The organism is Nostoc sp. (assembly GCF_036917615.1).
Classification (GTDB): Bacteria; Cyanobacteriota; Cyanobacteriia; order Cyanobacteriales; family Nostocaceae; genus Nostoc.
On the sequence record NZ_JBALCZ010000053.1, the window covers coordinates 51,774 to 65,518 of the forward strand.

Sequence of the window (13,745 nt, forward strand, 5' to 3'; positions counted from 1 at the left end):
ATGAAAGAACTTTGCTACACTTTGCTGTCAGACGGCAGCTCAGATAAAGCACTGATGCCTATCCTCACTTGGTTATTACGGGCGCATGAGGTTGAGTGTGCTATCCAGTCTAATTGGGCAGATTTGCGACGCTTACCCAAACCACCGAAAAAGTTATTACCCCGTATTATCAACAGCTTAGAACTTTATCCTTGTGATCTCTTGTTTATCCATCGAGATGCAGAAAGAGAACCACGCGAAAAACGTATAACAGAAATTTTAGAAGCGCTAGAAGAAGTAGTTAAAAAATCAGTAGTAGTGCCACCTCATATTTGTGTGATTCCGGTGCGTATGCAGGAGGCGTGGCTCTTATTTTACGAAGCAGCGCTACGGAAGGCGGCAGGGAATCCTCGTGGGCGTCAGCCATTACAACTGCCAGATATCTGTAAACTTGAACAACTACCTGATCCAAAAGATATTCTCTATGGACTTCTGTGCGAAGCTAGTGAGTTGAGAGGTCGGCGGCTAAAGCAATTCTCGGCTAACGAACGTGTACACCGATTAGCGGAACTCATTGATGACTTTTCACCACTAAGAGCCTTGTCTGCTTTTCAATTACTGGAAACTGAAATTAAACAAGTTATAAAAACACAAGGTTGGTGTTCCTAATAGAGATGCAGAATCTTGCATTTCCAGAGGGAATTTGCATGAACTCATTACAAAGTATATGTGAAATCTTCCACTAGCATACCGGGAACTAAACTACCTCCAAGTTGGCGACTTTCGTATGTACCTACTTCGGGAATAAATTCTTGAAAATTAGTCAAATCTACTAAGTTTTCTCCCCAGAAGCGATAGAGACTTTCATCAAAACGTAAGTTTTCAATAGGGGCAATAATTTCTCCGTTTTCTACCCAAAAACAAGCATAACGGGTCATACCTGTAATTCTACCAGTTTGGCGATCGCTCCAATTCAAGTAATGCAAATTCGATACATATAATCCGGTATCTAATCTTGGGAGAATCTGCTCAAATACTAAATTTCCCGGTCTCACTTCTGGCGCTCGTAAAGTCTCTGAAGCATTAGCGCCGTTGGTGGTTTTTTGATATTCCTTAGCAGTCCGAGAATTCACCAGAGTGTTTACTAAATCTCCTTTTTCTATTACAGGTAACTCCGCTGCTGCTATTTCTCCCAATTCATTAAATCGCGGTACTAATCCCTGTTGAAAGTTTTCTTTCAAACTAAATGCGGTCGAAAGTTGTTTTTCTTGACGCCATAGAGCAGCTAAAGCGCTGTTTCCTTGTTGGATATCAGCTTCGCTCACAGATCCCCAAGAAAGCATCATTAATAAATCTGCAACAGCAGCAGGTGCAAAATAAGTTTTGTACTGTCCCCGTGGCAATTCTTTAGCTGGGCGAGAAAGCAGTTCTAGCTGCTTTTTGGCTTCGCTGATTTTGGCTATATAAGCAGATGCATCCCAATCACTCCCTGCAAATGTCCCCTTAACTGCTTGTCCAGATGTAGAGAATAGAGAATAATCTAAGGTAAAATAATCAGTAGCAAACCAGTGTTTCTGACCACTGGAATCACCATAAGCTTTAATTACTATTCCCCCTGCATATATCCCTGTAAAATCTAATTCAGCAACTGGTTCTAACACAGTTGGTACTACTGCTTCTGCTGCCAAGAAATTACCAGAATGTATTTCACGGCTGGTATTACTTCCTGATGGTAAAACTAGATATAGATCGATAGGTAATAGAATAAGTTCGTCACGTAGTTCTTGCAAAGCAGTATATGCTAACTGCCAATCTACGTCCCAATTTCCAGTAAAGGGAAACTGTCGAACACTGCTGCGCTGGTCTGCCATCAAAGTTAGTTCGATCCAACCATCAGCAACACAACCAGTTTGTCGTACTTTCGCATGATTGAAACGAGTAAATTGACTTCTTTCACAGCTTAGTTTTACAGTGAATTGTTCATTTTCTACTTTTTTGATAAGCAGAGTTTCAATCACTTGATTAAAGCTGACTTCTAACGCAGATAATTCCTCAATTTTCATAGATATTAAATATTAATAGTGAATCGGGAAGGGGAGAAGGTTAGGAGTTAGGAGTGATGAGTTATGAGTTATTATTTGAATAATTTTTGGAATTCAAAACTTCTAACTCCTAACTCCTAACTTTGCACTCTTTTAACTTCCTCCACCAAAAACTTCGACATTAGCAAATACGCAAACAGGGGAACCATGTCCTACCCAAATGGCCTGATTTGGTTCTCCTTTACCACAATAAGGAGTACCATACATTTGCCAGTTGTCAGCATTTCCTACTTGGATTAAGCTGTGCCAAAACTCTGGTGTTGTGGCGCGATAGTTAGGATTGCGGAGTGTTTTGGTGAGTTTACCGTTTTCAATTAATTTAGCGTACTCGCAACCAAATTGAAATTTGTAGCGGCGATCGTCGATTGACCAAGATCGGTTAGATTCCATATAAACGCCGTGTTCTATCCCGCCAATAATGTCTTCAAAAGTGGCGTTTAAAGGCTCTAAATTTAAGTTTGCCATGCGATCAATCGCTGGTCGATTCCATGAGGAAGCACGGGCACAGGCAACTCCTGCTACACCTGCTCTTACTTGACTCTCTAGACTGCCTAAACCCCGTTGGAGTACACCTTCTTTAACCAAGTACTCCCGTGTTGCTACAGCACCTGTATCATCAAAGCCATAGCTGGCATATTCACCGGGCACGGTGGGATCAAAGGTAATGTTCATCAGCGGCGAACCATATACTAGGTTGCCAAAATCACTTTTATTCACAAAGCTGCCCCCAGCATAGTTACGCTCATCTCCCAAAATTCGGTCAATTTCTAGGGGATGCCCGACACTTTCATGGATTTGCAGCATCATTTGGTCTGAGGCTAAAACTAAATTTGTACGGGTGGTTGGGCATTCCTCTGCTGTCAAGAGTTCTACTGCTTGTTCGCCAATTTGCCGCACTCGATGCCATAAGTCTTTTTGTTTTAAAAGCTCTAGTCCGCCTTGGTAACAATTTGCTTGCGAACCGTTGTTGCTGCGCTGCTGTACAATCGGGCCATCTTGGGCAGTGGCTCCGTAATTAGTGCCTATAGATAGTATTTTTTGATAGACTTCTGAGCCGTTGCTGCTAATAAACCAAGATTCTCTCTCGGTTGTGCTAGCACTGGCTATGGTTTGCACAATCTTGTCGTCAACTTTGAGCGTTTGGCAAATACGAATCAGTAAATCGTTGATTTCTCCCGGACTCAGACCATCCAATGGCTCAAGAAATGGAGATTTATATTCACCAACGACTTTAGGGCGCTCACTTTCACCGAAGGGATGTATCCACCATTCACTGGCTGCTAGTGCCTGTTTATACGCTGTTTGGGCAGCAGCTTGTAGGGATGGTAGTTCCAGGGAGTTAGTAGCTGCATAACCCAGACAACCATTAACTAAAACTTCCAGCATGGCTCCTACAGTGAAGGATTTGCCATTTAACTGGGGTAAGGCGTCACGAACTAAACGGGTAGTAGAAGTCTCCTTTACGGCTCTAATTCCGATCCAATCAGCGGGAATGTCGAAACTAGCGATCGCTTTTTTAAGTTCAGACCACATAATTTAAGGAATTGGGAATTGGGAATTGGGCACTTGTACTGAGCGTTCGCGTAGCGTCTCGTAGAGAAGCCGAAGTATTGGGCATTGGGCATGGGGCATTGGGAATAATTCAATTCCTAGGCCCCAGTTCCCAGTACTCTCTAATTACGGTGCCAGCGTGTGCCATCACGACTATCAATTAGCGTAATACCTTCTGCTTGAAGTTCGTCACGAATGCGATCGCTTTCAGCAAAATTTTTGGCAATACGTGCTTGTTGCCTTTGCTGAATTCGCGCTTCAATTTCCGCATCACTTAAACCATTACTCGCAGGCGTTTTCACTTCTGGCTTCGCGGTTAAACCAAAAACATCAGCTAAAGTAACAAGTGTTCGCCATACCTGAAGCAATTCATCGTCTGGATTATTTGTTTTCCCTTCATGTATGAGCATATTCCCCTCCTGGCGTAATTCCTTAGCCATTTCAAACAAGCTTCTTAACCCACCAGGGAAATTAAAGTCATTGTTGACAGCGTTGCAAAGGAGTTCAGCGTAGGGATGGAAATTGGAATCTATTTTTGTATTTAATGGCCAACCAAGTTGTTTAGCGTGTCCCTCAAAGAGTTGACCGTTGGGATAAAGCATGGGATTACTCACTATATCCAATGACCAACCGAGTTGCTGACCGTATTGGTAGCCGAAGAGTAAACCTTCTTTAATGGTGTGCCAACCGTTAGTTGCTGCGGCGATCGCTTCATCGGTAAAATCAATTGGTGTACGATATTGAGCGGTCAGCACAAACAACCGCACTGCCATCGGATCAACTCCTCGATCCAGCAATTCTCGAATAGTGATAAAGTTGCCCAAAGATTTAGACATTTTTTCACCATCTACCTTCACCATGCCGTTATGCAGCCAGTAACGCGCCAGGGGTTTTCCTGTCACAGCCTCAGATTGGGCAATTTCGTTTTCGTGGTGGGGAAAAATTAAGTCAGCACCACCAGCATGAATATCTATGGTATCACCCAAGCGATCGCGCACCATCGCCGAGCATTCTATATGCCACCCTGGACGACCTGCGCCCCAAGGTGATTCCCAAGCAGGTTCTCCCGGTTGTGCTGCTTTCCACAAAGCAAAATCAAAGGGGTCTTTTTTTTTCTGGTACTCTGGATCTTCTAGATTGACGCGATCGCTTTTCCCCGCTTGCATATCTTCTAACTTGCGTCCAGAAAGCTTGCCATACTCAGCAAACTTTCGTACTGGATAATACACATCGCCGTCAGCAGGGTAAGCAAAACCCTTATTTTCTAACTCATGAATTAACCGCAAAATGCCATTCATCGTGTGAGTAGCACGGGGATACTCATCAGCTTCTTTGATACCCAGCCGCGCCATATCCTCAAAATATGCTTTGATAAAGCGATCGGCTACAGCTTCCATTGAGGAATGCTCAACACAGGCTCGATTCAGAATTTTGTCATCAATATCAGTAAAATTTTGGATATATCGGACTTGATAGCCGATAAACTGGAGGTATCGGCGCACTACGTCCCAAACGATGCAAGCTCTAGCATGACCCAAATGGCAGTAGTCGTACACCGTCACGCCGCAGTAATACATCTTAACCTTGCCTGGTTCGACTGTTTCAAACGGTTCTTGACGACGGGTGAGGGTATTGTAAAGGGTTAGGGTCATAACAGAGTAATGCTGAAATAGGGAGATACGTAATAATAGGGTAAAGCAGATGGGATGACAGTCCAGCATCCCTATGCTAGTGTTTTCTGGACTATCTGCGCTACATTACTATTTTTTGACTTGATAACAGCGCTATGCAATCAGCAGTTACACCCCAATCTTCGGAAATGGATACGCCTAAACAAGGAATGCCAGTAACAATTATTACTGGTTTCCTCGGTAGTGGGAAGACGACTTTACTTAATCATATCCTCAACAATCAACAGGGTTTGAAAACCGCTGTTCTCGTGAATGAATTTGGCGAAATTGGCATCGACAACGAGCTAATAGTTTCCACTGGTGAGAACATGGTGGAGCTAAATAATGGTTGTATCTGCTGCACTATTAATAATGATTTGGTAGATGCAGTTTACAAAGTTTTAGAACGCCAAGAAAATCTAGATTATCTAGTAGTGGAAACAACTGGATTGGCAGATCCGCTACCAGTAGCTTTAACATTCCTGGGCACAGAATTGCGGGATTTAACCCGTTTGGATTCGATTATTACTGTGGTAGACGCGGCGAATTACAGCCTAGATTTATTTAACTCTGAGGCAGCATACAGCCAAATAGCCTATGGTGATGTCATTGTGCTGAACAAGGCTGATTTGGTTGATGAAACCACTTTGAATGAGTTAGAAAGAAAAATTAACGAAGTTAAGGAAGGAGCGAGAATTATCCGCTCCACGCGATCGCAAGTGCCACTTCCTTTAATTCTGAGTGTTGGTCTGTTTGAGTCTGATAAATATTTTGACACAGTGGTGGATGATCACTACCATCACGACCATGATCATCACGCTCATGATGATCATGACCACTCAACATGCGGTCACGATCATCACGATCATGACCATGACCATCACGATCATCACCATCATTCTGACCATTTAGAAAATGATGGTTTTACTTCCATATCTTTCCAAAGTGACAAGCCTTTTTCTATTAGGAAGTTTCAGTATTTCTTAGATAACCAGCTTCCCTCAAATATCTTCCGAGCAAAGGGGATTATGTGGTTTGATGAAAGTCCGAAGCGTCATATTTTCCACCTTTGTGGTAAACGCTTTACCTTGGATGATGATGAATGGCAAGGTCAATTGAAAAACCAGCTAGTACTGATTGGTCAAAATTTGGATCGTGAGGCTTTAATTACTCAACTCGAAAACTGCATTTGTCTGCCTTCAACCTCTCGCGCTAAAGGCTTTGGGAAATAAAAGTTAGGAGTTAAGAGTGAGGAGTTAAAAGTTAAAATTGCGTAATCGTTCCCAGGTTCCACCTGGGAATGCATTCCCAATGGCTCCGCCATTTGTTCTAATGGTTCACTTCCTCACTCTTCTGCATTACCAGCTTCTTCGCTTGCTAACTGCTGCACCTTTTCCACAGATAACCCTGTAACTCTCGCCACTATTTTTGCTGACATTCCCTCTTTGAGCAAATTCACCGCCACACGCCGCACTTCTTGTGCGCGACCTTCAGCACGACCTTCGGCTAAACCTTCAGCACGACCTTCGGCAAGGATAGCTTGATAAGTTACTGATTCCTGCATAAGTTCCCTCCGCAGCAATTGTTGAATTATCTCTTTATCTAATACTAGCCCAGCCACAATGAACGCTGAGGCTGCAATATTGTTCTGGATACGTTGCTCAGTAATTTCTGAAATTTCCTGAGCAACTTGTTGTAACGTAGCAGTGCGGTTATTTCTCTGACTTAACACCGCAAATGGTAATAATCCTGGATGCTCCAAAAATACATTTGTTGGTTGCTCCCAAAGACGAATTACCTCGAACCGATGAGAGGTTTCTTCCAAAGTGAATGTGGTTTGCTGCACAAGTTCTGAATTTGTCTGTTGCAGATAAATCACTACCTGACGCATTCGCTTACTCTTAAAGCGGCGATACACTCGCAACCGATAATCAATCATCCGAAAGGGAATATCAGCTTTGGGTTGGGTTTGGAACTCCAAATGCAGTACAACTTCATCGGATTGGAGCAATATCAGCGCGTCGGCGCGGATTGGTTCAAGGGAAAGCTCAGAAGGACTTAACTCAGTCAGGGTGATAGATTCCCCTAACAGCCAAGTGGCAAAGTCACTCGAGAAAGTTTCAGCAAGGAACTTACAAACGTTATCGAACATTAAGAGATTTTATCAGGTGGTAGGCGCTGATTGTTTCTATATTTAGTTTGCTTTAGTTTGCGGTTTAAGAATGCGTAGGCGTATCCTGTCGTAGACATGGCTTTAAAATTGAAACGTTGATGAACGTTTAGATTAAAATGCGCGTTATCATCCAGCGAGTTAAATCATCTCAAGTTACCGTTAACGGTGAAATTGTCGGCAAAATTGGGCGGGGGCTAAATTTGCTCGTAGGTATAGCCAATACCGATACTGATACTGAAATCGACTGGATGGTGCGTAAGTGCTTGGAATTGCGGCTGTTTCCTGACCAGGAAGAAGACGACCGTTGGCAAAAATCTGTACAAGAAATTGGCGGCGATTTGTTAGTAGTCAGTCAGTTTACGCTTTACGGGGATTGTCGCAAAGGTCGCCGTCCTTCTTTTGACCGTTCAGCCGCTCCCAAATCGGCAGAAGATTTGTATAATCGTTTCGTTATCAAGTTAAGAGCTAGCGGTTTGCAGGTGGAAACAGGTCAATTTGGTGCAATGATGCAAGTTACAATTGAAAACGATGGCCCCGTAACTTTGTTACTTGAAAAAGAAGCAGTTTAAGTATATACACTTAAAAAAGGAATAACAGTAGCCTCTAGACCGTGGTGTTCTAATTGATGAGAGAATATTAAATTAACCATCACAAAAGTTTAAATTCACTGATCATGGCGAAAATCCAGTTTTCTAAAGGTCTTGACGAAGAAGTAACTCCAGAGGTGCGCTTGACGCGATCGCGCACTGGCGAAAGTGGTACAGCGACATTTATTTTTACGAATCCGAAGATTTTAGATCAAAATAGCACCGAAGACATTACCGGGATGTACTTAATTGACGAAGAAGGAGAGATAGTTACCCGTGAAGTTAAGGGTAAATTTGTCAACGGGAAACCGGAAGCATTAGAAGCAGTTTATGTGATGAAATCTGCCCAAGAATGGGATCGCTTTATGCGCTTCATGGAGCGGTATGCTGATGAAAATGGTCTGGGACTGAGCAAAGCTTAAGCTGTAATTAGTCCTTAGTCATTAGTTATTTCTTAAAAACCAAAAACTAAGGACTAATAACTTTATGTAGCGGTTTAACAACTTCACCATGACGTCACAACCCCACCCAGACTCGCCTAAAATTACGGTAACTTCTGCTGTGGTTACCGTCAGCGATACACGCACTTTGGAAACAGACAAAAGTGGCCAGCTAATTCAGCAGTTACTCCTTGGTGCTAACCATGCTGTAGGAGCCTACACGATTATCAAAGATGAACCAACACAAATTCAAGGGCAGATAGAAAATCTGGGTAAAAGCTCAAATTTGGATGCTGTAATTTTCAATGGTGGTACAGGTATTGCATCAAGAGATAGCACCTACGATGCAATTGAGAAGTTACTGGAAAAAACCTTACCGGGATTTGGTGAGTTATTTCGTTTTTTAAGTTATCAAGAAATTGGTTCGCGGGCGATCGCTTCTCGCGCTGTTGCTGGTGTTTATCAAAATAAATTAATCTTCTCGCTTCCTGGTTCCAGTAATGCTGTACGGCTAGCAATGGAAAAACTGATTTTGCCCGAACTGGCTCACTTAGTAAGTCAGGTTTGTAAGGGGTAAAATGAGCAGCCGTTCAGAAAGTTACCATGATAACTTTTGTAAAACTAACAGATCATGTACTGAACTCATCCCTTATATACATACATCTTCAGCCTATCTAGAATTATAGTGAAACGGATGAGATGTTAATATCAGGTCAGTAATGGAGCCTATTTACTGGAATTGCATCATTGCTCATGGCATCATTGCATTTTCATACTTTGGCATCCCCACAGTAATAGGGGTTTTCTTTGCCAAAACTAAGGCAACTATTCCTTCTAAGTTTTGGCTAGCCGTTTTCTTATCAGGTGGATTCATACTATCTTGCGGATTTCATCACCTTCTGGCGATTTTTGAGCCACATGTGGCAGTGTCCCTGCTGCACTTAGGTGTGCTTGATGTAATGGCGTTTATTTCCTTGTCTGCCTTACTCTACTTGATGCCAACCACTTATCAAATTGTAGAGGCGATCGCCAGATATCAAGAAGACAGGTGCGAACTTCAACGCAGCCAGCAGATACAACGGCTATTCCTAGATCAAGGGCCGTTTGCAGCCTATATCAAAGATGAGCAATCTAGAATGCTCTACTATAACCAAGAGCTACAGTCTAGATTTTCGGTAGATCCACAAGAATGGTTGGGGAAAACGAATAGTGAATTCTTGCCAGTTCTAGAAGAGGCGCAGCGGGTAATGGAAAACGATCAAGTCGTTTTGAAGACTTTACGCCCCTTGAAGCTGATTGAAGAGGTAAAGATACCTGGTAATGATCAGCCGTGCTACTGGCTATCATTTAAGTTTCCGTTTAGCGATTACGCAACGGGCGCTTACCGCATCGGTGGGATCAGTATCGATATTACAGAATCCATAGAAGCACAGCGATCGCTCACTGACCTAAATCGGCAGCTAGAAGAAAAAACACTGAAATTAGAGGCAAAAAAACAAGAACTTATATATCTCTCAGATATGGCGGATATGCTTTATTCCTGCCAGTCTGAAGATGAGGTGTATCAAGTGGTCGCTTTAACCTGTTCCAAGCTGTTTCCTAATATGAGTGGTTGTATCTATATAATTGCTAATTCCAAGAATTATGTTCAGATGAGTAGTTTTTGGGGAAGTGAAAGAAGCAGTAAAGAAATATTTTCACAATCTGAGTGTTGGGCATTGCGGAGAGGGAAATCCAACTTTTTATCGCTTCGTAACTCCGGATTAATATGCAGCCACTTAATACAGCCTGTTAGCGGCGCACATTTGTGTGTTCCATTGTTTGGAGAAGGCGAAGTAGTTGGGATTTTACACATCTATGCGCTTGAAGAAATCAGTCCAGAAGATCAACAAATTACTGATATTATTGCTAGAACCTTAGGCTTTGCACTAAATAATCTATCGATAAAACAACGTCTAACCTATGATAACTTGCGGGATGGGATGACCCAACTATTCAATCAAAACTATATGCAAACCATAACGGACCAGAGGCTAGCGGAAGCTGAACGGTTGGAACAACCTCTTAGTGTTATTTTCCTTGATATCGATAACTTCAAATCTTACAACTCGCGCTATGGGCATCTGACTGCCAACATTGTTCTCCAGGGATTAGCAAAGCTACTGTTAAAATCTATTCGCTCTTTTGACATTGCTTGCAGATGGGGTGGTGAAGAATTTGTAATTGTGATGCCTAATATGACCCTGGAAACGCTCAGGAAGCGAGTAGAACAACTGAGGCTAGATGTTGAACAAATGCAATTGAAGGACGGCGATCAGATCCTCGAAAGCATCACCGCTTCTTTTGGAATAGCTGTATCAGAACCAGGGATTACGGTTAAGGATTTTCTGAATCGGGCAAATCAAGCGATGCTTGAGGCAAAGCGAACAGGAAAGAATCGGGTTATGGAGTATGTAAATATCTATAATTAATAATTCATAGCACCACAAGCGATGGAATGGGCAGCCCTTGAGTCAGCATCAACGTCATTTCCAGCATAGAAATCAGAAACTCATAAATTTACTATATAAAAAATAACTCCCTGAAGATGTGGGAGTTGTCATTTTGTATTCCAGCAGTTTTTCAACCGATTCAAAATGGAGCGATGCATGCGGTGGGCTGCGTCTACGCCAAGCAGATGGCAGCCAATATAGCAGCGATGACATAAAATACTCCAACCACTTGTAATTCCGACCAGCCAGTCAGTTCTAAATGATGGTGTAAGGGTGCCATTTTGAAGAGGCGCTTGCCTTTGCCATCAGGGCCTTTAGTGGCTTTGTAATAACTTACCTGTGCCATCACAGAAAGAGTTTCTACGAAGAAGATACCACTAAGAATGAACAGAGCCACTAAGGTGTTTGTCAATAGTGCTACAGCAGCTAAAGCTCCTCCCAGTGCTAAAGAACCGGTATCTCCCATGAAAACGCGGGCTGGGTTACGGTTATGGGCTAAGAAACCTAAGCACCCACCACTTAAAGCAGCACAGAAAACCATCAACCCAGGTGCTGTAGGTGCGACTAGGGCACCTAATGCCAAAAGTGCGATCGCGACTGTTCCTGCTGCCAAGCCATCAATACCATCTGTTAAATTAGTCGCATTACTTTCTGCAACTAGCACAAAACCTGCTAGAGGCCAAAATAGGAATCCTAAAGGTAGTGTGAAGCTCACCCAAGGCAAAGCAATATTTGTAATATTAGAAGGTTGATTAAACATCAGCCATAGACAAAACACTGCGGCAAAACTCACCTGCAAAGCCAGTTTCGTTCCGGGAGATATACCTTTATTTGATTTCCGGCGCAGAATTTGCCAATCGTCGAGCCAGCCAATCAATCCGTAGCTGATTGTCAATGTCGAAACTGCAAGCACCTCTGTAGCAAAGTTAGACAATATGCAGGCAATTATCACGCTTACAGGTATAAAAAATATACCTCCCATTGTTGGGGTGCCTGCTTTTTTTAGATGGGCTTGGGGTCCATCTTCGCGGATTATTTGTCCAGTTTTGAGTGCTTGAAGTAGGGGTATTACCAAATAGCCCACGACACCTGAACCCAGCGCACACAAAAGTAGCGGCAGAGTTAGCGACATACTTTGCCAGGGTAGCCTATTGGCCATCGAATCCAACAAAAATGCTGTTGTACCTAGCCCTACGGCTAATAAAGTGGCTAAAGCGATTCCAGAAATATTTAATCCTTGCTCAGGAGATAATTTAGCGTCCACAGAAGTTTCCCTTCACTCCACACTTATAAAATTGAATATCAGTAACTAGGGATACAACCAAGTCCCTAGCCTGAAAAGGCTAATCTTCAGCGATTCTTATATCGTCATCATCATCAAGGTCGTAGCCATTTGCATCTTCTACACCCATTAAGGAGTCTATTTCTTGTTCGTCATCTTGAAAATCCGGTTCGTGAACGTCATGCGCGATGATCCGATCGTTGCTTTGCAACCAGTCCAACAAAGAGGACTCTGGCTTTAAGGGGATGGTATCGGCTCGTTGGTTACGGGGTTCTTCACGTAATGGAGAGTTCAACATATCGAGGCGGACAAGAAAAGGTTTACCTAAGTTGACATTTAGAGTCTATCACTTGACACGGATTAATTTAGTTATCTTTTCAACCCTTTAGTTGATAAATCCGCATTCAGATAGAAATTTTTTATTTAATAGGCGTATGGCTTAGTTCAAGCGATTCTTAGTAACTTTTATGGCTGTACACATAGGTCATGAATATCTTGTTTATGCTGATGGAAAGTGAGTGATTTTTGAGGTGACAGGCGATGATCGAAAAAGCGGCTCTTATAAATGCGATCGCACTTACAAATCGCGGTCTACTGGCGACCCAATCAGAGAAACAGGCTATCTTAGCAGCGATCGCCAACTTAGAAGACTTTAATCCTACACCACATCCGCTGGAAGCTAACAATTTGCTAAATGGCAATTGGCGATTACTATACACCACTAGCAAGGCTCTTTTAAACTTAGATCGTCTACCTTTATGCAAACTGGGTCAAATCTATCAGTGTATCCGGGTAGAGACTACCAGCGTTTACAACATAGCTGAGATTTATGGCTTACCTTATTTGGAAGGATTAGTCAGCGTTGCTGCTAAATTTGAGCCAGTTTCAGATCGGCGTGTCCAAGTTAAATTTGAGCGGTCTATTATCGGCTTACAACGTTTAATAGAATACAATTCTCCGGTAACTTTTATCCAACAAATTGAAGCAGGTAGAAAATTTCCGGGGATTGATGTTGCAATAAACAGTGATAAACAGCAAGGCTGGTTAGATATCACTTATATAGATAACGATCTGCGGATCGGCAGAGGTAACGAGGGAAGTGTGTTCGTATTGAGTAAAACATGAGTTTGTGCAAAAAGACTGTTTGCGAACGAAGGTACGCTATAACGTGTACCTTGTCAAGTAGTGTATAATACAATTTTAAATTTGGGATGTGCTAATGGGGTGGGGGAGCACGGAGCAGAGGGGAAAGAGGTAATTTTAATTTTCACCCTTGCACCCAGCAAGAACTGCCCCTCTGCCTCTTGTCCCCAATGCCCAATACTTCTCTACGAGAGGCTGCGCCCTAAGCGTAGCTATACCGCAGGCTTTACGGCTACGGCTCCATCGAGCGAACGCAAGAGCGTCTCGTAGAGAAGTCGAGATGCTCAGTACAAGTGCCCAATTCAGACAAATAACTTAACAAAGAC

13 protein-coding genes are annotated in these 13,745 nt (G+C 42.8%); 7 read left to right on the plus strand and 6 right to left on the minus strand.

Annotated elements, in window-relative coordinates:
• Complete coding sequence (locus V7K85_RS17885; protein ID WP_334815074.1) at positions 1 to 648, plus strand: hypothetical protein; 648 nt, start codon at positions 1 to 3, stop codon at positions 646 to 648.
• A gap of 47 nt (positions 649 to 695) precedes the next feature.
• Here the strand turns inward: V7K85_RS17885 and V7K85_RS17890 are convergent, their stop codons facing one another.
• The 3 genes from V7K85_RS17890 to cysS form a co-directional block, all read right to left on the minus strand.
• Positions 696 to 2,042, minus strand: coding sequence for a TldD/PmbA family protein (locus V7K85_RS17890; protein ID WP_334815076.1), 1,347 nt, complete (start codon positions 2,040 to 2,042; stop codon positions 696 to 698).
• Positions 2,043 to 2,174: 132 nt separating this feature from the next.
• On the minus strand, positions 2,175 to 3,614 hold the full coding sequence (locus tag V7K85_RS17895; protein WP_334815078.1) for a TldD/PmbA family protein: 1,440 nt from the start codon (positions 3,612 to 3,614) through the stop codon (positions 2,175 to 2,177).
• 140 nt (positions 3,615 to 3,754) lie between these two features.
• A complete protein-coding gene (cysS, locus tag V7K85_RS17900; protein ID WP_334815080.1) occupies positions 3,755 to 5,284 on the minus strand; it encodes a cysteine--tRNA ligase in 1,530 nt (509 codons plus the stop codon).
• 134 nt (positions 5,285 to 5,418) lie between these two features.
• Between cysS and V7K85_RS17905 the strand changes: the two genes are divergently transcribed.
• Entirely contained in the window at positions 5,419 to 6,534 is a 1,116-nt protein-coding gene (locus tag V7K85_RS17905; protein ID WP_334815082.1) for a CobW family GTP-binding protein, read from the plus strand.
• A 113-nt stretch (positions 6,535 to 6,647) separates the two neighbouring features.
• Here the strand turns inward: V7K85_RS17905 and V7K85_RS17910 are convergent, their stop codons facing one another.
• A complete protein-coding gene (locus tag V7K85_RS17910; RefSeq protein ID WP_334815084.1) occupies positions 6,648 to 7,454 on the minus strand; it encodes an Rpn family recombination-promoting nuclease/putative transposase in 807 nt (268 codons plus the stop codon).
• 137 nt (positions 7,455 to 7,591) lie between these two features.
• Between V7K85_RS17910 and dtd the strand changes: the two genes are divergently transcribed.
• From dtd to V7K85_RS17930, 4 genes are all read left to right on the plus strand, one after another.
• Positions 7,592 to 8,044 (plus strand): D-aminoacyl-tRNA deacylase, encoded by a 453-nt coding sequence (dtd, locus tag V7K85_RS17915; protein WP_334815085.1) that lies wholly within the window; start codon positions 7,592 to 7,594, stop codon positions 8,042 to 8,044.
• Between the two features lie 104 nt (positions 8,045 to 8,148).
• Positions 8,149 to 8,484, plus strand: coding sequence for a photosystem II reaction center protein Psb28 (gene psb28, locus V7K85_RS17920; protein ID WP_334815086.1), 336 nt, complete (start codon positions 8,149 to 8,151; stop codon positions 8,482 to 8,484).
• 88 nt (positions 8,485 to 8,572) lie between these two features.
• Entirely contained in the window at positions 8,573 to 9,079 is a 507-nt protein-coding gene (locus tag V7K85_RS17925; RefSeq protein WP_334815088.1) for a MogA/MoaB family molybdenum cofactor biosynthesis protein, read from the plus strand.
• 142 nt (positions 9,080 to 9,221) lie between these two features.
• Entirely contained in the window at positions 9,222 to 10,973 is a 1,752-nt protein-coding gene (locus V7K85_RS17930; RefSeq protein ID WP_334815090.1) for a diguanylate cyclase, read from the plus strand.
• 193 nt (positions 10,974 to 11,166) lie between these two features.
• Here V7K85_RS17930 and mraY read toward each other — a convergent pair whose 3' ends face one another.
• Positions 11,167 to 12,258: a phospho-N-acetylmuramoyl-pentapeptide-transferase gene (gene mraY / locus V7K85_RS17935; RefSeq protein WP_334815092.1), complete on the minus strand. Its 1,092-nt coding sequence runs from the start codon at positions 12,256 to 12,258 to the stop codon at positions 11,167 to 11,169.
• Between the two features lie 79 nt (positions 12,259 to 12,337).
• Positions 12,338 to 12,574, minus strand: coding sequence for a DUF3134 domain-containing protein (locus V7K85_RS17940; RefSeq protein ID WP_334815094.1), 237 nt, complete (start codon positions 12,572 to 12,574; stop codon positions 12,338 to 12,340).
• Between the two features lie 242 nt (positions 12,575 to 12,816).
• Between V7K85_RS17940 and V7K85_RS17945 the strand changes: the two genes are divergently transcribed.
• Complete coding sequence (locus V7K85_RS17945; RefSeq protein WP_334815096.1) at positions 12,817 to 13,401, plus strand: PAP/fibrillin family protein; 585 nt, start codon at positions 12,817 to 12,819, stop codon at positions 13,399 to 13,401.
• The last annotated feature ends 344 nt before the right edge of the window (positions 13,402 to 13,745 follow it).

Excerpts from the sequence above, each read along its gene's own strand:
- psb28 (WP_334815086.1), top strand. The coding sequence starts at position 8,149 with ATGGCGAAAATCCAGTTTTCTAAAGGTCTTGACGAAGAAGTAACTCCA.
- V7K85_RS17905 (WP_334815082.1), top strand. The coding sequence starts at position 5,419 with ATGCAATCAGCAGTTACACCCCAATCTTCGGAAATGGATACGCCTAAA.
- V7K85_RS17910 (WP_334815084.1), bottom strand. The coding sequence starts at position 7,454 with ATGTTCGATAACGTTTGTAAGTTCCTTGCTGAAACTTTCTCGAGTGAC.
- V7K85_RS17925 (WP_334815088.1), top strand. The coding sequence starts at position 8,573 with ATGACGTCACAACCCCACCCAGACTCGCCTAAAATTACGGTAACTTCT.
- cysS (WP_334815080.1), bottom strand. The coding sequence starts at position 5,284 with ATGACCCTAACCCTTTACAATACCCTCACCCGTCGTCAAGAACCGTTT.
- V7K85_RS17890 (WP_334815076.1), bottom strand. The coding sequence starts at position 2,042 with ATGAAAATTGAGGAATTATCTGCGTTAGAAGTCAGCTTTAATCAAGTG.
- V7K85_RS17940 (WP_334815094.1), bottom strand. The coding sequence starts at position 12,574 with ATGTTGAACTCTCCATTACGTGAAGAACCCCGTAACCAACGAGCCGAT.
- V7K85_RS17885 (WP_334815074.1), top strand. The coding sequence starts at position 1 with ATGAAAGAACTTTGCTACACTTTGCTGTCAGACGGCAGCTCAGATAAA.
- V7K85_RS17895 (WP_334815078.1), bottom strand. The coding sequence starts at position 3,614 with ATGTGGTCTGAACTTAAAAAAGCGATCGCTAGTTTCGACATTCCCGCT.
- V7K85_RS17930 (WP_334815090.1), top strand. The coding sequence starts at position 9,222 with ATGGAGCCTATTTACTGGAATTGCATCATTGCTCATGGCATCATTGCA.
- dtd (WP_334815085.1), top strand. The coding sequence starts at position 7,592 with ATGCGCGTTATCATCCAGCGAGTTAAATCATCTCAAGTTACCGTTAAC.
- V7K85_RS17945 (WP_334815096.1), top strand. The coding sequence starts at position 12,817 with ATGATCGAAAAAGCGGCTCTTATAAATGCGATCGCACTTACAAATCGC.